General features: G+C 72.7%; 23 protein-coding genes. 13 read left to right on the forward strand and 10 right to left on the reverse strand.

Annotation, left to right across the window (positions count from 1 at the left end):
• Position 1: 1 nt before the first annotated feature.
• Positions 2–3,535, reverse strand: a complete 3,534-nt coding sequence (locus ACFQGL_RS04045) for an adenylate/guanylate cyclase domain-containing protein (protein WP_377505472.1) — start codon at positions 3,533–3,535, stop codon at positions 2–4.
• Positions 3,536–3,693: 158 nt separating this feature from the next.
• Here ACFQGL_RS04045 and ACFQGL_RS04050 point away from each other — a divergent pair, with 158 nt between their 5' ends.
• Positions 3,694–3,891 (forward strand): hypothetical protein, encoded by a 198-nt coding sequence (locus tag ACFQGL_RS04050; RefSeq protein ID WP_377505475.1) that lies wholly within the window; start codon positions 3,694–3,696, stop codon positions 3,889–3,891.
• Between the two features lie 103 nt (positions 3,892–3,994).
• Here the strand turns inward: ACFQGL_RS04050 and ACFQGL_RS04055 are convergent, their stop codons facing one another.
• Entirely contained in the window at positions 3,995–4,687 is a 693-nt protein-coding gene (locus ACFQGL_RS04055; RefSeq protein WP_377505478.1) for a Crp/Fnr family transcriptional regulator, read from the reverse strand.
• Positions 4,688–5,002: 315 nt separating this feature from the next.
• Between ACFQGL_RS04055 and ACFQGL_RS04060 the strand changes: the two genes are divergently transcribed.
• From ACFQGL_RS04060 to ACFQGL_RS04080, 5 genes are all read left to right on the forward strand, one after another.
• On the forward strand, positions 5,003–5,500 hold the full coding sequence (locus ACFQGL_RS04060; RefSeq protein ID WP_377506008.1) for a polyadenylate-specific 3'-exoribonuclease AS: 498 nt from the start codon (positions 5,003–5,005) through the stop codon (positions 5,498–5,500).
• A 106-nt stretch (positions 5,501–5,606) separates the two neighbouring features.
• The gene (locus ACFQGL_RS04065) at positions 5,607–6,110 is read left to right on the forward strand and encodes a pyridoxamine 5'-phosphate oxidase family protein (protein ID WP_377505481.1); all 504 of its coding nucleotides are present in this window, start codon (positions 5,607–5,609) and stop codon (positions 6,108–6,110) included.
• Between the two features lie 171 nt (positions 6,111–6,281).
• A complete protein-coding gene (locus ACFQGL_RS04070) occupies positions 6,282–7,310 on the forward strand; it encodes a 6-phosphofructokinase (protein ID WP_377506011.1) in 1,029 nt (342 codons plus the stop codon).
• 247 nt (positions 7,311–7,557) lie between these two features.
• A complete protein-coding gene (gene proC / locus ACFQGL_RS04075; protein ID WP_377505484.1) occupies positions 7,558–8,376 on the forward strand; it encodes a pyrroline-5-carboxylate reductase in 819 nt (272 codons plus the stop codon).
• 48 nt (positions 8,377–8,424) lie between these two features.
• Positions 8,425–8,775 (forward strand): DUF2203 domain-containing protein, encoded by a 351-nt coding sequence (locus ACFQGL_RS04080; RefSeq protein WP_377505487.1) that lies wholly within the window; start codon positions 8,425–8,427, stop codon positions 8,773–8,775.
• A gap of 22 nt (positions 8,776–8,797) precedes the next feature.
• Here the strand turns inward: ACFQGL_RS04080 and ACFQGL_RS04085 are convergent, their stop codons facing one another.
• Both ACFQGL_RS04085 and ACFQGL_RS04090 read right to left on the reverse strand, forming a co-directional pair.
• Entirely contained in the window at positions 8,798–9,520 is a 723-nt protein-coding gene (locus ACFQGL_RS04085) for a class F sortase (RefSeq protein ID WP_377505490.1), read from the reverse strand.
• Positions 9,490–10,359 (reverse strand): DUF4397 domain-containing protein, encoded by an 870-nt coding sequence (locus ACFQGL_RS04090; RefSeq protein WP_377505493.1) that lies wholly within the window; start codon positions 10,357–10,359, stop codon positions 9,490–9,492. The genes ACFQGL_RS04085 and ACFQGL_RS04090 overlap by 31 nt, the downstream gene beginning before the upstream one ends.
• Before the next feature lie 175 nt (positions 10,360–10,534).
• Here ACFQGL_RS04090 and ACFQGL_RS04095 point away from each other — a divergent pair, with 175 nt between their 5' ends.
• On the forward strand, positions 10,535–12,136 hold the full coding sequence (locus ACFQGL_RS04095; RefSeq protein ID WP_377505496.1) for a glycosyltransferase 87 family protein: 1,602 nt from the start codon (positions 10,535–10,537) through the stop codon (positions 12,134–12,136).
• A 27-nt stretch (positions 12,137–12,163) separates the two neighbouring features.
• Here the strand turns inward: ACFQGL_RS04095 and ACFQGL_RS04100 are convergent, their stop codons facing one another.
• A complete protein-coding gene (locus ACFQGL_RS04100) occupies positions 12,164–12,838 on the reverse strand; it encodes an NADPH-dependent F420 reductase (protein ID WP_377505499.1) in 675 nt (224 codons plus the stop codon).
• A 47-nt stretch (positions 12,839–12,885) separates the two neighbouring features.
• Between ACFQGL_RS04100 and ACFQGL_RS04105 the strand changes: the two genes are divergently transcribed.
• Positions 12,886–13,134 carry a hypothetical protein gene (locus tag ACFQGL_RS04105; RefSeq protein ID WP_377505502.1) on the forward strand — a complete coding sequence of 83 codons (249 nt, stop codon included), beginning with the start codon at positions 12,886–12,888 and terminating at the stop codon, positions 13,132–13,134.
• Positions 13,135–13,180: 46 nt separating this feature from the next.
• Here the strand turns inward: ACFQGL_RS04105 and ACFQGL_RS04110 are convergent, their stop codons facing one another.
• Complete coding sequence (locus tag ACFQGL_RS04110) at positions 13,181–13,675, reverse strand: glutathione peroxidase (RefSeq protein ID WP_377505505.1); 495 nt, start codon at positions 13,673–13,675, stop codon at positions 13,181–13,183.
• Positions 13,676–13,842: 167 nt separating this feature from the next.
• Here ACFQGL_RS04110 and ACFQGL_RS04115 point away from each other — a divergent pair, with 167 nt between their 5' ends.
• From ACFQGL_RS04115 to ACFQGL_RS04130, 4 genes are all read left to right on the forward strand, one after another.
• Entirely contained in the window at positions 13,843–15,468 is a 1,626-nt protein-coding gene (locus tag ACFQGL_RS04115) for a glycosyl hydrolase family 18 protein (protein ID WP_377505508.1), read from the forward strand.
• Between the two features lie 164 nt (positions 15,469–15,632).
• Complete coding sequence (locus ACFQGL_RS04120) at positions 15,633–16,142, forward strand: hypothetical protein (RefSeq protein ID WP_377505511.1); 510 nt, start codon at positions 15,633–15,635, stop codon at positions 16,140–16,142.
• 88 nt (positions 16,143–16,230) lie between these two features.
• Entirely contained in the window at positions 16,231–17,637 is a 1,407-nt protein-coding gene (locus tag ACFQGL_RS04125; RefSeq protein ID WP_377505514.1) for a class II 3-deoxy-7-phosphoheptulonate synthase, read from the forward strand.
• 65 nt (positions 17,638–17,702) lie between these two features.
• Entirely contained in the window at positions 17,703–18,734 is a 1,032-nt protein-coding gene (locus ACFQGL_RS04130; protein ID WP_377505517.1) for a threonine aldolase family protein, read from the forward strand.
• Positions 18,735–18,824: 90 nt separating this feature from the next.
• Here ACFQGL_RS04130 and ACFQGL_RS04135 read toward each other — a convergent pair whose 3' ends face one another.
• Positions 18,825–19,685, reverse strand: a complete 861-nt coding sequence (locus tag ACFQGL_RS04135; protein ID WP_377505520.1) for a deoxyribonuclease IV — start codon at positions 19,683–19,685, stop codon at positions 18,825–18,827.
• Positions 19,686–19,692: 7 nt separating this feature from the next.
• The gene (gene pknB / locus ACFQGL_RS04140; protein WP_377505523.1) at positions 19,693–21,675 is read right to left on the reverse strand and encodes a Stk1 family PASTA domain-containing Ser/Thr kinase; all 1,983 of its coding nucleotides are present in this window, start codon (positions 21,673–21,675) and stop codon (positions 19,693–19,695) included.
• Between the two features lie 199 nt (positions 21,676–21,874).
• On the opposite strand from pknB, the gene ACFQGL_RS04145 reads away from it, so the two are divergent.
• Entirely contained in the window at positions 21,875–22,267 is a 393-nt protein-coding gene (locus ACFQGL_RS04145; RefSeq protein WP_377505526.1) for an Rv2175c family DNA-binding protein, read from the forward strand.
• Positions 22,268–22,391: 124 nt separating this feature from the next.
• Here the strand turns inward: ACFQGL_RS04145 and ACFQGL_RS04150 are convergent, their stop codons facing one another.
• Complete coding sequence (locus ACFQGL_RS04150) at positions 22,392–23,474, reverse strand: polyprenyl synthetase family protein (RefSeq protein WP_377505529.1); 1,083 nt, start codon at positions 23,472–23,474, stop codon at positions 22,392–22,394.
• A gap of 23 nt (positions 23,475–23,497) precedes the next feature.
• Positions 23,498–23,884 (reverse strand): helix-turn-helix domain-containing protein, encoded by a 387-nt coding sequence (locus ACFQGL_RS04155; protein ID WP_377505532.1) that lies wholly within the window; start codon positions 23,882–23,884, stop codon positions 23,498–23,500.
• Between the last annotated feature and the right edge of the window lie 244 nt (positions 23,885–24,128).

The raw sequence follows: 24,128 nt of genomic DNA on the forward strand, positions 1-24,128 counted from the left end.
CTCAGCAGGCGACCGCCGACCCGGGCGGGCTGATCGGATTGATCGGCCGGCCGGCCAGCGCGAGCAGCCCGGGGGCGTCGTTGCGCAGCGCGAAGGTGCGCACCTCGGCGCGCGGCACCCGGGCCGCGGCCGGGTCACCCGCGTGGGTCAGCTCGGCCGCCGCGAACGCCAGGGCCAGTACCCGGTCGCTGGCGTCCGGGATCCGCCCGTAGGTCTCGGCGGCGGCCAGGTGCAGCTCGGCCGAGCGTCGGTGGTCGCCGTCGGCCGCGGCCAGGGCCGCCGTCACGGTCCGCAACGCCGCCTCCGACCAGGGCGTACGGTGGCCGACCCGGCCGAGCATCGCCCGTACCCGTACCGCCGCGTCCCGGCCGGCCAGTGCTGCGGCGTTCGCGGCCGCCGCGATCCACTCCCCGCTGGCCAACGCCGGCACCGCCGACCAGGACCGGTCCAGCTCGTCGATCAGCGTCGCCGCCTCGGCGTCGCGGGCCTGTAGCGCCCGGCACAGCGCGGCCATGCTCAGCATCGTCCAGTGCAGCCGATGGAACCCGCTGCGACGCGCGGTGTCCAGGGCATCGGCCAGGTCGTCCGGATCCTCGTCGTCGCGCAGCACCAGCAGGCAGCAGCGCAGCCCGCGGACCTGCATGTCCCAGCTACCGGTCGGCGTGTCCACGAACGCCTCGGCCGCGGTGAGCAGCCGACCGAAGTCACCGTCGAACCAGGCCCGCATCGCCTCAGCCGAGTAGCTGGTGGTCAGCGTCTGGCCGCTGGCGGTGCGGGCCGGCGCGGCCGAGAGCAGGGCGTTGGAGCGCAACCAGTCGCCCTCCTCCCGGATCGCGTACGCGAGGTTCTGGGTCGCCCGGGGCAGGGCGAGCAGCTGACCGGCCCGGCTGAACTCGACGATCGCGTGCAGCTCGTCCAGGCCGACCCGGTCGCCGGACTGGTAGCGGGCGGTGGCCGCGGTGATCCGGGCGTTGGTGCGCGTCTCGGTCAGCCCCAGCCGCTCGGCGATCTCCGCCGCGGTGTCCGCCGCCGCGACGGCCGGGTCCCGCTCGTAGTTGAGCATGTGCAACCGGCCCAGCTCCGCGTACGCGTCCGCCTTCTGCGGGGTGTCCGCCAGCGGCTCGAACAGCTGCACCGCGCGGTCCAGGCAGGCCAGGGCGTCGCTCCGGTCGGCCCGTAGCCAGGCGGCCTGACCGAGCAGCGTCCACGCCCGGGCGGCGCAGGCGTCGTCGCCGTGCACCAGCAGCCGGTCGGCGAGCGCGTGCACCTGCTCCGGGCCGCCGCCGGAGAGGAACCCGTTGCCGTCCCGGTAGAACGAGATCTCGGTGCTCAACAACTCCAGTTGGAGCCGGCCCACCGGGTCGCTGTCGTCGGCCAGGCTCAGCGCCCGGCCGGCGTGGCTGGCCGCCGCGTCCAGCCCGTGCAGCGCGTACGCCCGCCGGGCCGCCCGGTGCAGGGCCTGTCGTGCGGGCCCGGCGTACCGTCGGATCTCCATGCCCAGCGAGCGGGCGATCTCGTGGGCCGCCCAGCGGTGGTGGGCCAGCACCTCGGCCAGGTCGGTGTCGCGGCTCTGCGACAGCGCGTCGAGCCAGTCCGCGGCCCGCTCGTGCCGGGCCACCCGTTCGGTACGGGGCAGCCGCTGGTAGCAGACGTCGCGCACCAGCACGTGCCGGAACCGGAACTCCGCCTGCCCGGCCATCGTGGACGCCGCCTGCTCGTGCACGAAGTCGCGTTGCTCCAGCCGGCGCAGCGAACGCTCGACCGACTCGACCGGCTGACCCAGCGCGGCGGCCACCGCACCGGGCCAGAACTGCACCCCGACCACCGAGGCGGCCAACAGCACCGCCCGGTCCTTGACGTCGAGCAGGTCCACCCGGTTGGCGATCACCGAGTGCACGTTCTCCGGGATGGTCAGGTCAAGCTGCTTGTCCAGCGACCAGCCCCGCCCCGAGCGGCGCAGCGCACCCTGCTCGATCAGCATCCGGACGTACTCGTGGGCATAGAGCGGGTTGCCGCCGGCCACCTCGATCAGGGGGCTCAACATGTCGGCGGAGAACGCGGCCTGGCCGAACATGTGCGCGTACAGCGCGGCGATGCCGGTGTCGCGCAGCGGCGGCAGGGTGATGGTCACCGAGCCGGTGATGGTGCCGGCCCAGCTCGGGTCCCGGTCGACCAGCTCGGGGCGGGCGGTGCAGAGCAGCAGCAGCGGGACCTCGTGGGCCGACGCGCCGAGCAGTTCGACGAAGTGCAGCATCGCGTCGTCGGCCCAGTGCAGGTCCTCGAAGACCAGCACGGTGGGCCGACGGGTGGCCAGCGCCAGCAGGAAGCGCCGCCACGCCGACTCCGCCTCCTCGGCCGGCAGGGGTGTGCCGGGCAGCCCGACGAGGGGGCGCAGCGCGTCCACCACCCGGTCCCGTTCGCCCGGGCCGATCAGCTCGCCGACCGCCGCGGCCAGCCGCTGCGCCGCGCTGTCGGCCGGATCGGTGTCCAGGATGCCGGCCTCGGACTTGACGATGTCGGCGAGCGCGGCGAACGTGACGTTCTCCCCGAACGGCGGGCAGCGCCCGGTCCGCCAGGTCAGCGGCTCGTCGACCAGCCGGCCCGCGTGCTTGTAGAGTTCCCGCATCAGCCGGCTCTTGCCGATGCCGGCCCGACCGAAGATGGTCACCACCTGCGGCAGCCGGTCGCGCAGCGACCGGTGCAGCGCGTTGACCAGCATGCCCAGCTCGTGTTCCCGGTCGATCAGCGGCGTGCTGTCCGGCTCCCGGTCGGTGGGCTGGCGACGCAGCGGGGACAGGGCGAGCCACACCTCGGTGGGCGAGGACCGGCCGCGCAGGGTGACCGGGGGCTGCTCCTCGTAGCGGATCGCGTCCTTGGTCAGCGCGTGGGTGGTGCCGCAGACCAGCACCCCGCCCGGTGGTGAGACCGACTGCATCCGGGAGGCCGTGTTCACCACGTCGCCGGCCACGATCGCCTGACCGCCGTCGCGGGCGGCGGCCACGTCGACCAGCGCCTCGCCGGTGGCCACGCCGACCCGGAACCGCAGCTCGGTGCTGCCGGTCGGGGTGAACCGGGTGAGCACCCGTTGCAGTTCCAGCCCGGCCCGTACGCAGCGCAGCGCGTCGGTCTCGGTGGCGATCGGGGCACCGAAGAGCGCCATCACCGCGTCGCCGATGTATTTCTCGACCACCCCGCCGTACTGGCCGACGACCCGGCGGGCGGCGGAGAAGAACCCGGTCTGCATGCCCCGGACCTGCTCCGGGTCGGTCCGCTCGACGTACGGGGTGAAGTCGATCAGGTCGACGAAGAGAACGCTCACCCGCCGGCGGTCCTCCTGCGGGGTGATCGCCGCCGGCCGGTCCGCGCCCGGCCGGGGCGACCCGCACGAGGTGCAGAACGTGACGTCCGAGGCGAGCGGACGCAGGCAGTGCGGGCAGACGGCGCCGAGTTCGGCGCCGCAGCCACCGCAGAAGCGGTCTCCGTCGGCCGCCGTGCGTCCACAGCGCCCACACTGCGCGGCGATGACACCCTCCACTGGCGAGCCGGCCGACGCTCACGGCGTCCTTGAGAGGGAGTATCGCCCCCGGCGCGGATGTCAGGTACCGGGCTGTTGGTTTGTGGACAGTCCACCGGCCGGCTGAGCAGCTACATTCAGTCGGCCACATCGATCAGGGACCAGAGGGGGACAGGTCAATGGTGTACGTCAAGTTGGAGAGCGACTGGACCGACGGCAACGGCGTCAGTCACTCCGCGGGCGAGTCGGTCGACGTCGACGCCGCCACGCTCGCCACGCTGGAGGCCCAGGGCATCGTCATCGAGCAGACCCACGGCCCGGACGGCGACGGCAGCGGCCCGGACAAGTGGGCCGGGCCGGGCAGCTCCGGAGTCTGACGCAGCGCCGGAGTCTGACGCAGCGCCGGAACGCGAAGACGCGGCCGGGTCGCCCACGGGTGACCCGGCCGCGTCGTTCCCGTTCCGGTACGCCGTCGGCTGGTCAGCGCTCGTTCATGCCGGCGCGCCGGCGCAGCGCGGCGACGTCGGTCACCACGATGCGGCGCCCCTCCGTGCGCAGCCAGCCGCGGCTGGCGAACGAGCCGATCGCCTGGTTGACGCTCTGGCGGGAGCCGCCGGCCATCTCGGCCAGCTGACTCTGGTTGAGCTCGATGGTGATCATCGGGGCCTGGCTCTCGCCGGCCAGCCGGACCAACGTCTTGGCCACCCGGCCGGGCAGGTCGAGGAAGACGTGGTCGGCGTTCTGCTCGGTGAGCCGGCGGATCAGCCCGCCCAGCGAGCGCATCACCGCGTCCAGGATGCGCGGATTGGAGTGCACCAGTTCCATGAACGCACCCCGGGACAGCGCGAGCGCCGCACAGTCCTCGATGGCCTCGGCCGAGGCGGACCGGGTGGAGGCGTCGAGCAGGGAGACCTCGCCCAGCACGTCCGGCGGCCGGATCACCGACAGCACGGCCCGCTCGCCGGTGGGTGCGGTACGGAAGACGGCCACCGCGCCCCGGCGCAGGACGATCAACGACTCACCCGGGTCGTTCTCCACGAAGAGCAGTTGACCCTTGCGATAGGTACGCGGGACGGCGGCGGCGATGACCCGTTGTCGTACCTCGGGCTCCAGCCCGGCGAACATCTCGACACCCGTGAGCGCGTCACCCGGCTCCGGCAGGCGAACCTCCACGGCCCAACCCCTCCCCGGTCATGGACCCCAACTCGCTCACCGGGTGAACCTGTTGGCCCCGAAGGTGAAATGATCACCGGTTCGGCGTCCGGTAGCGGTACACATCAGATCATGACGGTCCGGTCGCTTGCTGTACACCCCTCGAAGCACTTCCGTGACCGTCGCGAGCTGCGGCGTACCCCGCGTTGAGGTGCCGGTTCGGGCTGGTTGGGCAGGTCGTCGCAGGCCCGGGGCCCATCGGCCGGGGGCCCGGGGGCCCGGCCGTCGGGGGCCCCGCCGGGCACGGCCGGGTGGGGGTGGGCGAGGATGGCCGGAATGGTCTACCGCTATTTCTATGACTGCGAGTTCATCGAGGACGGCCAGATCGTCGACCTCGTCTCGATCGGTGTCGTCGACGAGTACGGCCGCGAGTTCTACGCGGTCTCCACCGAGTTCGACGACTCCCGTGCCGTGCCCTGGGTCCGGCGCAACGTACTGGACAAGCTCCCCTCCCCGGCGGACCGGGCGTGGCGCTCCCGGGAGCGCATCCGCGACGACCTGTACGACTTCCTGGTCGAACCGATCCGGGACCGGCCGGGGGAGCAGTTGGAGCTGTGGGCCTGGTACGCCGCGTACGACCACGTGGTGCTCGCCCAGCTCTGGGGTGCGATGCCGGCGTTGCCCCGGGAGATCCCCCGGTTCACCAAGGAGCTGCGGCAGGTCTGGGACGACCGGGGCCGGCCCACCCTGCCGGACGCGGACGCGGCCCGGCACGACGCCCTGGTCGACGCCCGGCACAACCTGGCCCGCTGGCGGGCGATGACGTCCCGCTGAACGGCGGTCACGGTGGAGGCGTTCCGCCACAGGTTTGACCGGTTCTGTCCCGGGCACCGGTTCGACGAGTCGAGCTGAGCAAGAGGCCGAGCCGAGGGAGATTGCCATGAGCAACCAGCCGACCAGCGCCGCCGAGGCCCGCGCCCGGGTCACCGAGCTGGCCCGGGCCGCGCGGATCTGCATGCTGACCACGACCGCGCTGGACGGGCGGCAGGTGAGCCGACCGATGGGGTTGCAGGAGGCCGAGTTCGACGGCGACCTCTGGTTCTTCGCCTCGGCCGACTCGGCCAAGGTTCGCCAGATCCGGGTCAACCCGGAGGTCAACGTCGCGTTCTCCGACCAGCGGCACAACGCGTGGGTGTCGATCTCCGGCACCGCCACCGAGGGGCTGGACCGGCCCCGCGCCGAGCGACTGTGGAATCCACTGCTCACGGCCTGGTTCCCGGACGGGCTGGACACCCCCGGCCTGACGCTGCTCAAGGTGCACGCGAGTTCCGCGGAGTACTGGGACTCGCCCGGCAGCACCGTGGTCAATTTGCTCGGGGTCGCCAAGGCCGCGGTCACCGGTCGCCCGCCGAAGCTCGGCGAGAATCACGAGGTGGCCTATTGACCCCCGAGCTACGGCCGGTCGACCCGGGGCGCGCTGTCGGTGCACAGGCAGGCCGACTACAGTGCGCACAGACGGCCCGCCCCGGGCCGGCAACGGCGCCGATGGTCTGACCTGACACATATCCTGGGGCATATCGGGCTTTACCTGATGCTCCAGGAGGATGAGCGGATCATGCGTATCGGCGTGCTCACCGGCGGCGGCGACTGCCCGGGTCTCAATGCGGTCATCCGGGCGGTGGTCCGCAAGGGCGTCGCCACCTACGGTCACGAGTTCGTGGGCTTCCAGGACGGCTGGAAGGGCCCGCTGGAGGGCCTGTCCCGTCCACTGGGCATCGCGGATGTCCGCGGCATTCTCCCCCGTGGCGGCACCATCCTCGGCTCGTCCCGCACCAACCCGTTCAAGATCGAGAACGGCGTCGAGCGGATCAAGGACAACCTCGCCACCCAGGGCGTGGACGCGCTGATCGCGATCGGCGGCGAGGACACCCTGGGCGTGGCCACCAAGCTCTACGAGCTGGGCGTGCAGGTGGTCGGCGTGCCGAAGACGATCGACAACGACCTCGGTGCCACCGACTACACCTTCGGCTTCGACACCGCGGTCAACATCGCGATGGAGGCCATCGACCGGCTGCACACCACCGCCGAGAGCCACCACCGCACCCTGGTCGTCGAGGTGATGGGTCGGCACGCCGGCTGGATCGCCCTGCACGCCGGCCTGGCCGGCGGCGCCAACGTGATCCTGCTGCCGGAGCGGCAGTTCGACGTCGACCAGGTCGCCGGCTACGTCGAGAAGCGCTTCCAGCACCAGTACGCCCCGATCGTGGTTGTCGCCGAGGGCGCCCAGCCGCTGGACGGCCAGATGGTGCTGCACAACCAGGAGCTGGACTCCTTCGGTCACGTCCGCCTCGGCGGTATCGGCCAGTGGCTGGCCGAGCAGCTGGAGGCCAAGACCGGCAAGGAGGCCCGCACCGTGGTGCTCGGGCACATCCAGCGCGGCGGCACCCCGACCGCGTTCGACCGGGTGCTCGCCACCCGGCTCGGCCTGCAGGCGATCGACGCGGTGCACGAGGGCGACTGGGGCAAGATGGTCGCCATGCAGAGCACCGACATCGTCCGGGTGCCGCTGGCCGAGGCCACCCGCGAGCTGAAGACCGTACCGCTCGAGCGGTACGCCGAAGCCGAAGTCTTCTTCGGCAGCTAATCGCACCCCCCTCCCCCCTCCCCCTCCCCCGCCTCCCTCCTCCCCCTCCCCGCTGCGCCACCCTCCCCCGTCGATCTAGGGCATATTGCTGCTCGTGGAGCTCAATCCACGACGATTTGCCCTAGATCGACGGGGCGGGGACGGGGCAGGGGGGGCGGGGCAGGGGGCGGGGGCGCGGGGACGGGGCGGGGGCGCGGGGACGCGGGGAGCGGGCGCGGGCGGGTTGGTTGGTGAGAGGAGGGGTGGCATGGCGGTTGGGGTGCACACGGTTGCTGTTGTTGGGGCGGGGAAGATCGGGGAGCTGATGCTCTCTGGGCTGCTGCGCTCTGGGTGGCCGGTGGACCGGCTGCTGGCCACGGCCCGTCGGCCGGCGCGGGCCGAGGAGTTGACCGCCCGCTACGGCGTACGGGTGGTCGACAACCTGACCGCGGTGGACGAGGCCGCGGTGTTGGCGGTCAGCGTCAAGCCGCAGGACGCCGCCGCTCTGCTGGACGAGATCGGCCCGAAGGTGCCCGCTGACAAGCTGGTCATCTCGCTCTGCGCCGGCCTGCCCACCAGCTTCTTCAACCGCCGGCTGCCCGAGGGCACCCCGGTGGTCCGGGTCATGACCAACACTCCGGCGCTGGTCGACGAGGCGATGACCGCGATCTCGGCGGGCGCGCACGCCACCGGAGCGCACCTGGCGCTGGCCGAGGAGATGTTCAAGCCGCTCGGTCAGACGATCCGGGTGCCCGAGTCGCAGCAGGACGCGGTCACCGCGCTCTCCGGCTCCGGCCCGGCCTACTTCTACCTCCTGGTCGAGGCCATGATCGACGCCGGGATCCTGCTCGGGTTGCCCCGGCAGGTGGCGCACGAGCTGATCGTGCAGACCGCGATCGGCTCCGCGGTGATGCTGCGCGACTCCGGCGAGCACCCGGTCAAGCTTCGTGAGGCGGTCACCTCGCCGGCCGGCACCACCATCTCCGCCATCCGTGAGCTGGAGAAACACGGCGTCCGTGCGGCGCTGCTCGCCGCGCTCGAAGCCGCTCGGGACCGGGCCCGCGAGCTGGCCGCGCAGGCCGACTGACGTTCGTCGGGGCGCTGCGCGCCCCGGTGCGTGCCGCATACTGGCCCGGTGTTCACACTCGCCCAGGCCCGGCACCTGGTGGCCACCCTCCGGCCGCGCGTCGACGAGCTGATCCGACTGCGGGCCGATCTGGCCGAGCTGCGCGCCGATCTGGCCGATCACGGTGTGAGTTCGCTCGGCGGGCTGGCCGAGGTGAAGGGGCTGGAGGCCCGGCTGCACGGCGTCGTCGACGAGCTGCACCAGCACGAGATCCAGGTCAAGAGCATCGCGCCGGTGCTGCTCGACTTTCCCGGCGAACGGGACGGCCGCGTCGTGCTGTGGTGCTGGCTGGAGGGTGACTCGGACGTGCGCTGGTACCACCGCATCGAGTGCGGCTTCGCCGGCCGCCGCCCGGTCTGACCGGCGCTGGCGTCGAAGCGGCTCAGCCGGCGGCGGAGTCCGGCAGCACCGGGCCGTCCGACTCGGTCACCGCGAACACCACCACGTTGTCCCGGTAGTGCCCGCGCCGCCGGTCGAAGTCGCCCCCGCAGGTGACCAGCCGCAGCTCGGGGCCGGGCGTCGGGCCGTAGACCACCGCCGTGGGGAACTGGTCCTTGCGCGTACGCAGCGATCCGGTCACCCGGAACGACAGCCGCTGGCCGCCGCGCCACACCTGGACCTCATCGCCCGGGCGCAGCTCACCGAGTCGGGCGAAGACCGCTGGCCCACGCCGCGAGTCCAGGTGCCCGGCGAGCACCGCCGGGCCGGTGTCGCCGGGGGCCGGGCCGCCCCCGTACCAACCGGCGGTGTCGAAGTCGACCGGCGGGATCAGCGTGCCGGCGCGGTCCAGCCCGAGCACCGTGAGCGCGGAGTCGACGCCGATCTTCGGTACGCGTACCCGGGTGGGTGGGCCCTGGGGTGTGGCCGTGGGCGCGGCGGTGGCCGACGGGCAGCCGTCACCGCAACCGGGGTACCAGCTCGCCACTGCCGGCGAGCCGGCACCCCGGTCGGTGGTGGCGGCCAGCCCGACCCCGGTGCCGACGGCGAGGCAGACCGCCGCACCGGCCGCGATCAGCGCGGCCAGCGGCGCCCGGCGGTCGCGGTGCCGTCGGATCGTGGAGTCGGACCCGGCGCTCACCAGGTGGTGCGCCGCCGCCGGTGCCACAGCAGCAGGCTCACCACGACGGCGGCCGCGGCCAATCCGCCGGCAATCAGGGGGTACGCGTCACGGCCGGTCGCGGCGGTGCCGCCGGCGCCGGTGTCCACCCCACCGGCGGGTACGACGGTGCCGCCCTCGGCGTCGCGGCGCAGTTCGGCGGTGAGCCCGCCCTGCTTGGCGTCGAGCACCAGCAGCGAGTACACCGCGCCGTCGGTGAGCCGCACCTCGGCCTCGGTGCTCGGCCCACCGGCACCGGTCAGCCGCAGCCGCCAGCTGCCCGGCTCGACCTGCTGGTATTCGGTGGTGGTCGCGAACTGCACGCCGTCGGCGATCGTCGGACCCTGTGCGGCGGCCACGTCGAGCACCGGGGTCCGCACCGACGCCTGCACGACGCGGACCTTGGCCCGGCCCTGGGCCGGTGCGCTGAGGTCGTCGTTGAGCACCCGCAGTCCCAGGTCGGCGTGCCGACCGACGCCAGCGACCGTGTACGCGTCGCCGCTGGTCACCGCGACCTCGGTGGTGAGCACCGGGGGATCGCTGGCCGGGGCGCCGGCCTGGCGCATCGCCACGGCGTACCGGCCGGGAGCCAGCTCCAGGTAGTCGGAGACCACGCCGTAGCCGACACCGTGGAAGACTTTCGGCTTGGTCGAGTCGGGGGCGGCCAGGTAGACGTCCACCTCCGGGGTGTCGGGGGAGAGGTGGGCGAGTCGGACGTAGCCGACGGTGTCCGCGCCGGCAGCGGCGCTGGCCGGCAGCGGCGTGCCGGCGGCGGTGAGGGCGGTGCCGAGCAGGAGCACGCCGGCGCTGGCGAGCAGCCGGCGGGGCACGGTCGAGAGCTTGTGCATGTCGCCTCCGGGGGGCACGTTCGGTGAGCGGGCGGCAACCCAGGGAACAGAGTCTCGTCTACGGGACCCGGGCGCAAGCTGTCACGCCGGTGTCGACGAATTTTTGTCAGTGCGGCCCTTTCGTCCGTGCACAGACGGGCCGCTGCCAACCGTCCGGGTCGCCTATTCTCGGTCGATGCGGGATCGCCGGGTGGCGCTGGCGTGGGCGGCGTTCGTCGTCGTCGCGCTGGTGTCCTGTGTGCTCGTGCTGCGGCGCGAGGACCGCCTCTCCGACCTGCACATCTACTACGGCGCGCTGTCCGATCTGCACGCCGGTCGGCCGCTCTACGGATACGCGGCCGCCAATGGTGGGCCGTTCACCTATCCGCCGTTCGCCGCGCTCGTGCTGGGGCCGATAACCGCCGTCAGCGAGGGCGTGGCGCAGGGGATCTGGCTGGTGGCGACGTGCGCGGCGGTCGTCGCCATCGCCGGGTCGGTCGGTGTCGCGCTGACCGTACGCCGGTCCCGGCGCCCGTTCGTCGTGGCGGTGGCGGCCACGGTGCTGATGCTCTCCGCGCCGGTGCAGAGCAACCTGCGCTTCGGGCAGGTCAGCATCTTCCTTGTGCTGATGGCGCTGCTCGACGGCATGGGCGTCGTCCCGCCCCGGCTGCGCGGGGTGCTGGTCGGGGTGGCCGCCGCGATCAAGCTGACCCCACTGCTGTTCGTGGTCTACTTCCTCGCCGTCGGGCGCTACCGCGACGCCGGTCGAGCGGCCGGGACGTTCCTGGCCTGCGCGGTGATCGGCGCGATCGCGCTGCCCCGGGAGAGCTGGACCTACTGGACCGAGGCCGTGCGGCAGACCTCCAGGATCGGCAACCTGGCCTCGCTGGGCAACCAGTCCGTGCACGGGATGCTGCTGCGGATCGGCGTCGACGAGGGGAGTCTGCCGCTGCTCTGGGCCGGCCTGGTGGCGTTCATCTGCGCGGCGGCGTTGCTGCGGGCACGGCAGTTGACGGTGCACGGTCGCCCCGGGCACGGCGCGGTACTGGTCGGCTGTGCCACCGTGGCCGCGTCCCCGGTGTCCTGGACCCACCACCAGGTGTGGCCGGTGCTCGCCGCGATGCTGTTGATCGGCGCGGCCGGCGTCACCCAGCGGGTCGCCGGCGTGGCGCTGCTCGGCACGATGGTCGTCTCGCTGGGCGCGGTGCTGGGCCCGGTGTCGATGCGGCCGGGCGTGCAGTTCCTGTTCGAGAACGCCCGTGCCGTCGGGGTGTGCCTGCTGTGCCTGGCCGGTTTCGGTGGCGTCGCGGTCGTGGCCGCCCGTACCAACCGGCGGCCGGCTGCCGGGCGGGCCTGGTGGCGCGTGGGCATCACGGCCACGGTGGCGGTCGCGTTCTTCGCCGTGCAGCCGCTGCCCGCAGGGGCGGACCCGACGTTCAAGGCGTACTCGCTCGACGACGTGGTCAACCCGCGATATTTCTTCGTCTGCCGCGGCCCGGTCGAGTGCGCCGCGTACGGCACCGACGCCCCGGTCACCTTCGGCACCCGCGCGGAGAAGACCAAGGTACGGGTCAACGGCGTGGTCTCCCCACAGGTGGCCCGACTGGAGTACTACTCCGCCCCGGGCGGGGCACCCCGGGCCATTCCGCTGCTCGCCGCCTACCCGGGGACCCGGACGTTCTCGTTCCGCTCGGCGAGCATGGCGCAGGGCCGGCTCGTCGCGTACGCGGCCGACGGTCAGCCGATCGCCGACTATGACGAGGAGCTGGCCGCCGCCCTCCGTACGGCCACCCGGTAGGCGACCCGTGGAGGGCAGCGGCGGTGCTCAGCGGGTGGCGGCGGCCAGGAGGCTGCGCAGCTTCTCGGCGTCGCCCTGCGCCGGGTGCTCCCAGTCCGTCGGGTCGGCGGAGTAGAGCGTGCCGTACGCCGGGGTGTCCGGCTGGAAGCGCCAGCTGTCGGCCAGCGAACCGGCGTCCACGGCGTCGTACCCGATCCGGTCCAGGAAGGCCGTGACCTCGGCCTTCGCCTCGGCGTCGTCGCCCGCCACGGCGAGGGCGCTGCGGTCGGCGGCACCCGCCGGCCGGGCCAGCGCGGCCAGGTGCTTGAAGAAGATGTTGTTGAAGACCTTCACCACCCGCGAGGTCGGCAGGTGCTGCTGGAGCAGCTCGCTGCTGGTGATCTCGTCGGCGTCCAGCTCCGGGAAGTTGCCGTCGCGCTGCGGGTAGTAGTTGTTGGTGTCGATCACGACCTTGCCGGCCAACGGCTCCACCGGCACCGCCCGGTACGCCTTGAGCGGAACGCTGACCACCACCAGATCGCCGACCTTCGCCGCGTCCTGCGCGCTGCCGGCGCTGGCCGAATCGCCCAGCTCGTCGACCAGGTCGGTGAGCGTCTCCGGCCCCCGCGAGTTGCTCAGCACCACGTCGTAGCCAGCGGCCACCGCCAGCCGGGCCACCGTGCCGCCGATGTTGCCACTGCCGATCAGTCCTACAGTTGTCATGCTCGTTCCCAACTCCGCCTACCCACGCCGCATTCCCGACCGGTGTGGTGGGTTATTTCGAATGCCGGTACGCCTACCGCCCGCGCGGACTTCCGGGCATGCGCTGCCTCGCCGAGAATCTCGCGACCTTCGCCGCCGACGCCTGGTTGCGCCGGGAGCCGGTCCTGCACAACGTACTGCTCACGCTCGTCGCGCAGCGGCTCTCCGGCGACGTGCCACTCTCCGGTGACGAGCGGTTCGTCCGGGTGGTCGACGGCGCGCCTGCCCACCACGATCACCCTCGATCCAGGATGTAGTGGCCTCGCGTCTTCCGGAGGCCACTACATCCATGTTCAAGCGCGATCACGCAGGTCCTGAGAGCACCTTTTCGATGGCTGCGCGCAGCTCGTCGGCTTCGGGGGTGACCGTCGGGGCGAACCTCGCGGCGACCGTGCCGTCCGGGGCGACCAGGAACTTCTCGAAGTTCCAGCGGACGTCCCCGGTGTGCCCGTCGGCGTCCGGGGTGTCCACCAGCGCGGCGTAGAGCGGGTGCCGGTCGGCGCCGTTGACGTCCACCTTCTCCGTCAGCGGGAAGGTCACCCCGTAGTTGACCTGGCAGAAGTCGCTGATCTCGGTGGCAGTGCCCGGCTCCTGCCCGGCGAACTGGTTGCACGGCACCCCGAGCACCACCAGGCCGCGGTCGCCGTAGGTGTCGGCGAGGGCCTGCAGGCCGGCGTACTGGGGGGTGAGGCCGCAGCGGGAGGCGACGTTGACGACCAGCAACGCCCGGCCGCGGTAGCTGGCGAGGTCGGCGGGGCCGCCGGCGAGGGCGTCGATCGGGATGTCGAAGACGGTCATGGCCCGAGGTTACGCGGCCGTCGGCCGGGCCTTCCTGACGGGCGTGGCCAGTGCACTCCACGCACCAGGAGAAATCGATACATGCACATCTTGACGAAGTGATGACGCCGTGAGTACCGTCTCACCATCCTTCTGGAAAGTTTCCTAACAATTTGGGGAGACGCCTCATGAAAAGATCGCTCCGCCGGGCCCTCTGGGCCGGTGCCGTGGTCGCCGTGACCCTCACCGCGGTGCCGATGGCCACCGCGTTCGGCGCCGGCAGCGTCACCGCCACGTTCGCCAAGGTCCAGGACTGGGGGACCGGTCACGAGGCGAAGGTGACCGTCACCAACGGGTCGACGGCCAGCGTCAGCACCTGGCGCATCGAGTTCGACCTGCCGTCGGGCACCACCATCAGCAGCGCCTGGGACGCCGACGTCACCAGCAGCGGCAACCACTACGTCGCGGTCAAGAAGAGCTGGGCCGGCGCGCTCGCCCCGGGCGCCTCGTTCAGCTGGGGCTACAACGGCGCCGGCCCGTACGCGGCACCGCTGAACTGCACCGTCAACGGCGCGGCGTGCGGCGGCGGCACCCCTCCGCCGACCACCCCGCCGCCGACCACTCCGCCGCCCACGACTCCACCGCCCACGACTCCGCCGCCGACGACGCCCCCGCCGACCACTCCGCCGCCGAACCCGGGAGCCAAGAAGGTCGTCGGCTACTTCGCCGAGTGGGGCGTCTACGCCCGCAACTACCACGTCAAGAACATCCAGACCAGCGGCTCGGCCGCCAAGCTGACCCACATCCTGTACGCCTTCGGCAACACCACCGGCGGTCGTTGCGCCATCGGTGACAGCTACGCCGACTACGAGAAGGCGTACACCGCGGCGGACAGCGTGGACGGCGTCGCCGACACGTGGGATCAGCCGCTGCGCGGCAGCTTCAACCAGCTGCGCAAGCTCAAGCAACTGAACCCGCACCTCAAGGTGATCTGGTCCTTCGGCGGTTGGACCTGGTCCGGCGGCTTCACGCAGGCCGCACAGAACCCGGCCGCCTTCGCCGACAGCTGCTACAACCTGGTCGAGGACCCGCGCTGGGCGGACGTCTTCGACGGCATCGACGTGGACTGGGAGTACCCCAACGCCTGCGGTCTGAGCTGTGACACCAGCGGTCCCAACGCGTTCAAGAACGTGGTCGGCGCGCTGCGGTCGAGGTTCGGCTCGAACGCCCTGGTCACCGCCGCGATCACCGCGGACGGCAGCAACGGCGGCAAGATCGACGCCACCGACTACGCCGGTGCCATGGGCAGCCTCAACTGGCTGATGCCGATGACGTACGACTACTTCGGCGCGTTCGCCCCGCAGGGCCCCACCGCTCCGCACTCGCCGCTCACCTCGTACACGGGCATCCCGCAGCAGGGCTTCAACTCGGACGCCGCGATCCAGAAGCTCAAGAGCAAGGGCGTGCCGGCCAACAAGCTGCTGCTCGGCATCGGCTTCTACGGACGCGGCTGGACCGGTGTCACCCAGGCCGCCCCGGGCGGCAGCGCCACCGGTGCGGCACCGGGCACCTACGAGGCGGGCATCGAGGACTACAAGGTCCTCAAGAACACCTGCCCGGCCACCGGCACGGTCGGCGGCACCGCGTACGCCAAGTGCGGCAGCAACTGGTGGAGCTACGACACCCCGTCGACCATCAACGGCAAGATGACGTACGCGAACAACCAGGGCCTCGGTGGCGCGTTCTTCTGGGAGCTCTCCGGTGACACTGGCAACGGCGAGCTCATCGGCGCCATCAAGGGCGGTCTCGGCTGAGCCGAGGGCCGACGCACCACCCACACGGTGGGGAGGGGCCCGCACCGTCCCTCCCCACCCGTGCCGTACCCGGCCCGGTCGACGCCCAGCGTCGGCCGGGCCGGCCCGGTGTGACAGACTCGCGGCTCGGCACGTCTCGATGTTCCCTGTCGACGGAGGTGGTCATGCGCCCGATCCACCGCAGGCTGGCGGCGACCGCCGTCGGACTGGTGTCGCTGCCGGTCGCCCTGGTCGGCTGCGGGATCGGCGGCGGCGGCGAGAAGCCGGCCGCCAAGCCCCCGCGGGTACCCGCCGAGGAGGCCGGCACCCGGTCCCGCGAGCGCGTGCAGGCGTACCTCGACGCGATGACCGCCAAGGACGCTGCCGCCGGCCGCAGCCAGCTCTGCGCGCTGCTGCACGAGGGCTTCGACCTCGCCGCGACCGGCCCCAACGGCGACTTCGCCGACCACTTCGAGGTGCCCGAGGCGACGATCACCGACGTCCGGTCCGGCTCGCGTGGCCAGGAGGTCAGCGTCTCGGTCTCGGTCACCGTCGGCAAGCGCAAGACCACCCGACCGCTGCTGTTCACCGTCACCAAGGACGGCGGCGACTGGTGCATCGCCGGAGAGGCGCCGGGCGGCGTACCGGCCACCGGCTCGACGCCCTCCGGCGTCGTCCCCACGCCCGCGTCCTGACCTGCGCCCCGCGGGACTGATCTCCCATCTGCCGGAACCGTCCCCCTCGCCGCCCGGGCACCCCGCCGGTCGCCGTACGCTTTCTGTCATGCGCCATGAGTGGCATCAGCTGAGCCATCCCGCGGTGGGTAGCCCGGGCCTGCAGACCAGCCGACCGACCGTCGACTCCGCCGAGGACGCCGCCCTCGGCCTGGACCGATGGCGGGAGCTGCCCCGCGAGCAGACACCGCCGTGGTCCGACCCGGCCACCGTCGCCGAGGTCTGCCAGGTCCTCGACACCGTGCCGTCGGTCGTCGCGCCCTACGAGGTGGACCAGCTCCGGCAGAAGCTCGCCCTGGTCTGCGAGGGCAAGGCGTTCCTGCTCCAGGGCGGTGACTGCGCCGAGACCTTCGCCGACAACACCGAGAGCCACCTGCTGGCCAACGCCCGCACCCTGCTCCAGATGGCGATCGTGCTCACCTACGGCGCGTCCCTGCCGGTGGTCAAGGTCGCCCGGGTCGCCGGGCAGTACACCAAGCCCCGCTCGCTGCCCACCGACGCGCGCGGCCTGCCCGCCTACCGCGGCGACATGATCAACTCGCTGGAGGCCGACCCGGTCGCCCGGGTCGCCGACCCGCAGCGCATGATCCGGGCGTACGCCAACTCGGCGGCGGCGATGAACATGCTCCGGGCGTACCTCGCCGGTGGGTTGGCCGACCTGCACGCCGTGCACGACTGGAACAAGGGCTTCGTGAAGAACTCCCCGGCCGGGGAGCGTTACGAGGCGATCGCCCGGGAGATCGACCGGGCGCTGGCCTTCATCCGGGCCTGCGGGATGACCGACGACGACGCGCTGCGTACCGTCACCCTCTACTGCTCCCACGAGGCCCTCGCCCTGGAGTACGACCGGGCGCTCACCCGGGTCTCCGACCGCCGGGCGTACGGGCTGTCCGGGCACTTCCTCTGGGTCGGCGAGCGCACCCGGCAGATCAACGGCGCGCACCTCGACTTCATCTCGCGGATCGCCAACCCGATCGGCGTCAAGCTCGGCCCGACCACCTCCCCGGACGAGGCGATCGAGCTGTGCGAGAAGCTCAACCCGGAAAATGTCCCCGGCCGGCTCACCCTGATCAGTCGGATGGGCAACCATCGGGTACGCGACGCCCTGCCGCCCATCGTCGCCAAGGTCACCGCCGCCGGCGCCAAGGTGGTCTGGCAGTGCGACCCGATGCACGGCAACACGCACGAGTCGTCCAACGGCTACAAGACCCGGCACTTCGACCGCATCGTCGACGAGGTGCTCGGCTACTTCGAGGTGCACCGGGGGCTGGACACCCACCCCGGTGGCCTGCACGTCGAGTTGACCGGCGAGGACGTCACCGAGTGTCTCGGCGGCGCCCAGGGCATCGAGGACCTCGATCTGCCCGACCGGTACGAGACCGCCTGCGACCCGCGACTGAACACCCAGCAGTCGCTGGAGTTGGCCTTCCTGGTGGCGGAGATGCTCCGTGGCTGACGCGAGTTGTGAGCTTGCGGGCCCCGTAGTCGGTAGTCGAGCAGTCGGCAGTCGAGAGGACAATCGTGGCTGAAGCATTCGTGGACCTACGGTCCGACACGGTGACCCGGCCCACGGCCGGGATGCGGGAGGCGATGGCCACCGCCGAGGTCGGCGACGACGTCTACGGCGAGGACCCGAGCGTCACCGCCCTGGAGGCCGAGGTCGCCGCGTTGTTCGGGCACGAGGCGGCGCTGTTCGCCCCGAGCGGGTCGATGGCCAACCAGATCGCCCTGCAACTGGTGGTGCCGCCCGCCAACGAGCTGCTCTGTGACGCCGACGCGCACGTGGTCACGTACGAGATCGGCGCGGCGGCCGCGTACGGCGGAATCTCCTCACGGACCTGGCCCGCGGTCGGCGCGGACATCGACCCGGAGACGGTCGCCGGCATGATCCGGCCGGACGGATACTTCGCGGTCCCGACCCGGGCGATCGCCGTGGAGCAGACCCACAACCGGGGCGGTGGCGGGGTGATCCCCCTGGCCACGCTGCGGGAGCTGCGCCGGATCGCCGACACCGCCGGGGTGGCACTGCACTGCGACGGTGCCCGGATCTGGCACGCCCACGTCGCCGACGGGGTGCCGCTGATCGAGTACGGCCAGCTCTTCGACACCCTGTCGGTCTGCCTCTCCAAGGGTCTCGGCGCGCCGGTCGGCTCGCTGGTGGTGGGCAGCGCCGAGAAGATCGAGCAGGCCCGGTGGATCCGCAAACGGATGGGCGGCGGTATGCGTCAGGTCGGCATCCTCGCCGCCGCCGGCCGGTACGCGCTGGAGCACCACATCGACCGGCTGGCCGAGGATCACGTGAAGGCGGCCCGGCTCGCCGAGGCGGTCGCGCCGTTCGGTGTGCTCGCCACCGCGGTCCGCACCAACCTGGTCCCGCTGGACCTGACCAAGCACGCGCTGGACGCCCACGCCCTGGCTGCCGCCGCGCGGGCCGAGGGCGTACTCATCTCGGTGCTCGGCCCGCGTACCGCCCGCCTGGTCACCCACCTGGACCTCGACGACGCCGCCATCACCCGCGCCGCCGCAGCCCTGACCCGCATCCTCGCCGCCTGACCCCCTGCCGCCGTTGATCAAGAGGTTTGCGTCAGATTTCGGGCTGCGAACGGCGCAAACCTCTTGATCAACCGCCTTTGGCGGGGCGCCCTAGGGGTGGAGGCGGGTGAGGGTGGCGATGTCGGCGGCGTGGCCCTCGTGCTTCTCGCTGGGGGTCTCCACGACGACCGGTACGCCGGCGGTGGCCGGGTGGGCCATCAGCTCGGCGAAGGCCGGCTCACCGATGCTGCCCTTGCCGATGTTCTCGTGCCGGTCCCGGGTGGAGCCGCACAGGTCCTTCGAGTCGTTGGCGTGCACCAGCCGCAGCCGGTCCGCTCCGACGGTGGCCACCAGCGTGTCCAACGTCGCCGTCATGCCACCCTCGACCGCGAGGTCGTGCCCGGCGGCCCAGGCGTGGCAGGTGTCGAAGCAGACTCCGAGCATGGGGTGCCGGTCCACCGCGTCCAGGTAGGGACCGAGCTGCTCCACCCGGGAGGCGAGCGACCGGCCACCGCCCGCGCTCGGCTCGACCAGCAGCATCGGCCCGCCGGCCTCGGCGGCCTGGTCCAGCAGTGGCAGCAGCTGCTCCCGGACCTGCCGCATCGCCGCCTCGGCGTGCCCCTCGTCCACCGAGCTGCCCGCGTGGAACACCACCGCCCGGGCACCGATCGCCACGCCCCGGCGCAGCGCGTGCGCCAGGGTCTGCGCCGACTTCTCGACCGTGGCCGGGGTGGGCGAGCCCAGGTTGACCAGCAGCGATGCGTGGATGAACGTGGGAATGCCCCGCTCGGCGAAACCATCCCGGAACAGCACGTCCTGCGCCGGGTCACCGGCGGGCAGCGCCCAGCCGCGTGAGTTGGAGACGTAGACCTGCACCACCTGGGCGCCGGTCGCGTCGGCGTACGGCAGGGCGGCCTTGGCCAGCCCACCGGAGGTCGGAGTGTGCGCGCCCACCGGGCGGGAGTGAGTCACTGGCACCTCAGTAGCACGTGATGACGACCGGGGTGCCCGGCGGCACCTGGGTATTCTCGACCGGGACCTGGATCCGGACCACGGCGTTCGGGTTGATCGCGACCGTCACCGGGAAGCCCTGGCTCTCCAGCAGTTGCTTGGCCTGGGGGCAGGGCAGGTCGACCACCCGGGGGATGACCGCGAACGGCGGCCCCTTGCTGACCTCCAGCTTGACCTGGGTGCCCTTCTCCACGCCGGTCCCGTCGGACGGGCTCTGGCCGAGGATCTCGTCCTTGGGCTTGTCGGAGTCCTTGTAGGTCTCCACCGGCACCAGTTTGAGCTGGGCCAGCGCGGTCCGGGCCTCGGTCAGGGTCTTGCCGACCAGGTTCGGCACCGACACCGGCGCCCTGCCCCGACTGAGAATGAGGGTGATCTTGGCACCCGGTTTGACCTCGGTGCCCACCTTGGGGGAGCTGTCCACCACGACCCCGGCCGGCAGGTTGTCGTCGTAGCGGGCGGTGCCCTTGGCCACCACCAGCTTCGCGTTGACCAGGTCCGCCTCGGCCAGCTCGAACTCCTTGCCGATCACGTCCGGCACCCCGAAGCGTTCCGGGCCGAGGGACAGCGTCAGGGTGATCGTGCTGCCCTTGACGACCCGGGTGGCCGACGCCGGGGTCTGCCCCAGCACGCTGTCCTTCGGGGCCTTCTCGTCGTAGCGCGGCTCGCCGAAGGCCAGGATGAGCCCGGCGCGGTCGGCCTGCGCCTGAGCGTCGGCCTTGGTCAGGCTGACCAGCTGCGGCGCGTCGGTGTAGCGGCCCACGCCGAACCACCAGCCGCCGAGCGCGGCCACCAGACCCAGCACCACCACCACGGCCGCGACGGCCAGCCGGCCCTGCGGATGGCCCAGCACCCTGCCGCGTAGCGCGGCGAGCCGGGACCCCAGGCCCTCCGCCGGCTCCGGCGCGGCCCTCCGCCGGCCCGGCCCCTGGCCGCCCTCGGGCAGCCGGGCCCAGGTCGGGCGTTCGGCCGGGCGGACCGTGGCGACCACCATGGTCGGCTGGGACACCGGCGGCTCGTCGGTAACACGGCGCAGCACGGCGGTACGGCTGTTGGCGTCGCCCAGCTGGTCCCGGGCGACCTGCACCTCGGCCAGCAGTACGCCGGCGTCGGCGGGGCGGGCCCCGGGATCGCGCCGGGTGGCCCGGCCGACCAGGTCGTCGAGGACCGGCGGCAGGCCGGGCACCAGCGTCGAGGGAGCCGGGACGTCCCGGTCGACGTGCTGCCACGCGACGTCCACCGGGCGGTCCCCGTCGTAGGGCACCCGACCGGTGAGCATCTCGAACAGCACGATGCCGGCCGAGTAGACGTCGGTGCGTGGGTCGGCCCGGCCCTCGGTGACCAGCTCCGGGGCGACGTACGCCACGGTGGCCATGAGCTGGTTGCCCTGCTCGTCCTCGGCGCTCGCCTCGACCGCCCGGGCCAGCCCGAAGTCGGCCACCTTGACGACGCTGTCGACCAGGTTGGCGACGCCGCCGGTCGGCGCCTCGGCGACCAGCACGTTCTCCGGCTTCACGTCGCGGTGCACCAGGCCGGCCCGGTGCGCGGCGGCGATCGCGGCGAGCATCTGCTCGAAGATGGCCAGTGCCTCGTCCGGGTTGACCCGGCGCCGCTCGGCCAGCACGTCGCGCAGCGTGCGCCCGCGGACGTACTCCATCACCAGGTACGGCAGACCGGCGTGGGTGCCCTGGTCGTAGACCGCCACCACGTTCGGGTGGGTCAACCGGGCGATGGTCTTCGCCTCGTCGGTGAACCGGGCCACGAAGTTGGCGATCCGGGCCCGGGCCTCGGGCGCCTGGGTCGGGTGAATGATCTTGACAGCGACGGTGCGCTCAAGGCGCTCGTCGGTGGCGGTGTACACGGTCGCCATGCCGCCACGGGCCACGCGACCGCGAATGCGGTAGCGCCCGTCGATCAGCGAGCCCAGCAACGTGTCGGCGACCTGTGTGTCCATCGGCAGGGAGTCTATGTGTCCAGGAGGCGAAGGTTGAACAGGATGCTACAGCCGGGGACGCTTCTGGTCCGTCCCGCCGTCCTGCCCGCGCCTGCCCCGATCCCTCATCCGCTGGTCAACACCGGTCCGTTGCCCGGATCGGACCGGCCGTCCGGGGTGCCGGTGACTCGCCCCGGCGGCGGCGTGGCAGGGTGATCAGGTGACCGAACCCGTACCCTCCGGCCAGGCCGTGCCCGGCCCAGAGCTCGCCGGCCCCACCGATCCGGCCGGCTGGCTCACCCTGCCCGACGTCGCCGAGCGCCTCGACGTGTCGATCAGCAAGGTGCACCAGATGATCCGCGACCGGGAGCTGCTGGCGGTCCGCCGCGACGGCGTCCGCCGGATGCCGGCGGACCTGGTGGCCAACGAGACCGTGCTCAAGCACCTGCCCGGCGTGCTCAACCTGCTCTCCGACGCTGGCTACGACGACGAGGCCGCGCTGCGCTGGCTCTACGAGACCGACGACACCCTCCCCGGCGCCACCCCGGCCGCCGCCCTCTCCGGCGACCAGGCCCGCGAGGTGAAACGCCGAGCCCAAGCCCTCGGCTTCTAACCGCCCGCCGCCCGCCGCCCGCCGCCCGCCGCTCTCTGCGTTGATCATGACGTTGGCGACGTCCGTGTCGGCGTGTCGCGCCGCCAACTTCATGATCAACGGGGGTGCGGGGGCCGGGAGGGGGTTAGTCGGTGCGGCGGGTGGCCGCTATGGCCAGGTCGACCAGGGCCTGGCGGGCTTCGGTGTCCAGGTCCACGGCGGAGAGGGCCGCCAGCGCGGTGTCGGTGAGTGTGACGATCCGCTGCTCGGTGCGCTCCAGCGCCCCGCTCGCCGAGATCAGCTCGCGGAGCCGGGTCACCCCCTGCTCGTCCAGGTCGGCGTCGCCGAGCCGGCCGAGAAGCAGCTCCCGGCCCGCGTCGTCGGTGGTCTCCACGGCCGCCGCCACCAGGTAGGTGCGCTTGCCCTCGCGCAGGTCGTCCCCGGCCGGCTTGCCGGTCTGCGCCGGATCGCCGAAGACCCCCAGCACGTCGTCGCGGAGCTGGAACGCCTCGCCCAGCGGCAGCCCGTACGCCGAGTAGGCCGCCCGTACGTCGGCCGACGCGTCGGCCAGCGCGGCACCGAGCAACAGCGGCCGCTCGACCGTGTACTTCGCGGACTTGTACCGGGCCACCTTGCCGGCCCGCTCCACCGAGGTGTCGCCGGTGACCTGGGTGAGTACGTCCAGGTACTGCCCGACGGTGACCTCGGTGCGCATCTCGTCGAAGACCGGCCGGGCTCGGGCCACCGCCTGCGGATCCAGCCCGGCGGAGTGCAGCAGTTCGTCGGACCAGACCAGGCAGAGGTCACCGAGCAGGATCGCCGCGGCATCGCCGAACCCGTCCGGGTCGCCGCCCCAGCCGGCGGCCCGGTGCCGGGAGGCGAACCGCCGGTGCACCGCAGGCTCGCCGCGCCGGGTGTCGGAGCGGTCCATCAGGTCGTCGTGGATCAGGGCGCTGGCCTGGACGAACTCCAGCGCGGCCAGGGCGGTGAGCACCGGGTCGCCGTCCACCCCGCCAGCGCCCCGGAACCCCCAGTACGCGAAGGCCGGGCGCAGCCGCTTGCCGCCCCCGAGCACGAACGCCTCGATCGCCTCCGCCACCGGCACCAGGGCGTCGTCCACGGCACTCAAACGGACCCGCTGGCTGGCCAGGAACTCGGTGAGGGCCTTGTCGACCCGCTGTCGCAGGCCGGCACGGTCGACGGGAGACACGGGAGCAGCGTCGGTCACGCCACGACGCTAGCCGGTCGCCGTTACCCGCGCTCCACCGCCACGCGTGGTCCCGCCGGCACGCCCCCGGCGCGGCCCGGGCCCGTCCGGCCGGTCGGCCGGGCGGCCGCCACGGCGCCCCGGCCCGGCCCGCCGGGCTGCGTCCGGCCGGCCCGTCGGGCACTCGCCGCGGCCTCGGCGAGCACCACCAGTGGTACGTCCAGCACGGCGGCGAGCCAACCGAGCCAGAATCCTCCCGGTACGCGACGCTGCCGCTCCCACCGGGACACCTCGTGCCGACTCAGCGTCGGCACCCCGGCGGCGGCACACAACTCGGCGGCGGTGCGCTCCTGGCTCCACCCCCGGGCCAGCCGGCACCGGGCCAGCAGCGGCCCGAGCTGTGGTGGGCGCGGCGGTGCGGGCGGGGCCATCGATCCTCCAGCGGGGCGTCGGTGCGGTGACGACCCGCCCGCCCGACCGGACGGGACCGGCGTCACCGGTCGGTTTGCTGACCCCCGCGCGTGCCCCGGGCCGACCCCCGCCGCCCCTCCCGCGCCACCCATTCCTATCCCGTGGGTACGACGGCTTTCCGCCCTCCGGGCCGACGGGCAGCGCCCCGCCGCCCGAGGGAGGCGGCCCTGCCGACCCACGGGTGGACGCGCGCGGTCCCGTCGA

Origin of the sequence: Micromonospora vulcania, from assembly GCF_042658605.1 — a bacterium.
GTDB lineage: Bacteria > Actinomycetota > Actinomycetes > Mycobacteriales > Micromonosporaceae > Micromonospora > Micromonospora vulcania.

Excerpts from the sequence above, each read along its gene's own strand:
- ACFQGL_RS04060 (WP_377506008.1), top strand. The coding sequence starts at position 5,003 with ATGGTCTACCGCTATTTCTATGACTGCGAGTTCATCGAGGACGGCCAG.
- ACFQGL_RS04050 (WP_377505475.1), top strand. The coding sequence starts at position 3,694 with ATGGTGTACGTCAAGTTGGAGAGCGACTGGACCGACGGCAACGGCGTC.
- ACFQGL_RS04125 (WP_377505514.1), top strand. The coding sequence starts at position 16,231 with ATGCGCCATGAGTGGCATCAGCTGAGCCATCCCGCGGTGGGTAGCCCG.
- pknB (WP_377505523.1), bottom strand. The coding sequence starts at position 21,675 with ATGGACACACAGGTCGCCGACACGTTGCTGGGCTCGCTGATCGACGGG.
- ACFQGL_RS04115 (WP_377505508.1), top strand. The coding sequence starts at position 13,843 with ATGAAAAGATCGCTCCGCCGGGCCCTCTGGGCCGGTGCCGTGGTCGCC.
- ACFQGL_RS04110 (WP_377505505.1), bottom strand. The coding sequence starts at position 13,675 with ATGACCGTCTTCGACATCCCGATCGACGCCCTCGCCGGCGGCCCCGCC.
- ACFQGL_RS04155 (WP_377505532.1), bottom strand. The coding sequence starts at position 23,884 with ATGGCCCCGCCCGCACCGCCGCGCCCACCACAGCTCGGGCCGCTGCTG.
- ACFQGL_RS04120 (WP_377505511.1), top strand. The coding sequence starts at position 15,633 with ATGCGCCCGATCCACCGCAGGCTGGCGGCGACCGCCGTCGGACTGGTG.
- ACFQGL_RS04090 (WP_377505493.1), bottom strand. The coding sequence starts at position 10,359 with ATGCACAAGCTCTCGACCGTGCCCCGCCGGCTGCTCGCCAGCGCCGGC.
- ACFQGL_RS04095 (WP_377505496.1), top strand. The coding sequence starts at position 10,535 with ATGCGGGATCGCCGGGTGGCGCTGGCGTGGGCGGCGTTCGTCGTCGTC.
- ACFQGL_RS04100 (WP_377505499.1), bottom strand. The coding sequence starts at position 12,838 with ATGACAACTGTAGGACTGATCGGCAGTGGCAACATCGGCGGCACGGTG.
- ACFQGL_RS04070 (WP_377506011.1), top strand. The coding sequence starts at position 6,282 with ATGCGTATCGGCGTGCTCACCGGCGGCGGCGACTGCCCGGGTCTCAAT.
- proC (WP_377505484.1), top strand. The coding sequence starts at position 7,558 with ATGGCGGTTGGGGTGCACACGGTTGCTGTTGTTGGGGCGGGGAAGATC.
- ACFQGL_RS04065 (WP_377505481.1), top strand. The coding sequence starts at position 5,607 with ATGAGCAACCAGCCGACCAGCGCCGCCGAGGCCCGCGCCCGGGTCACC.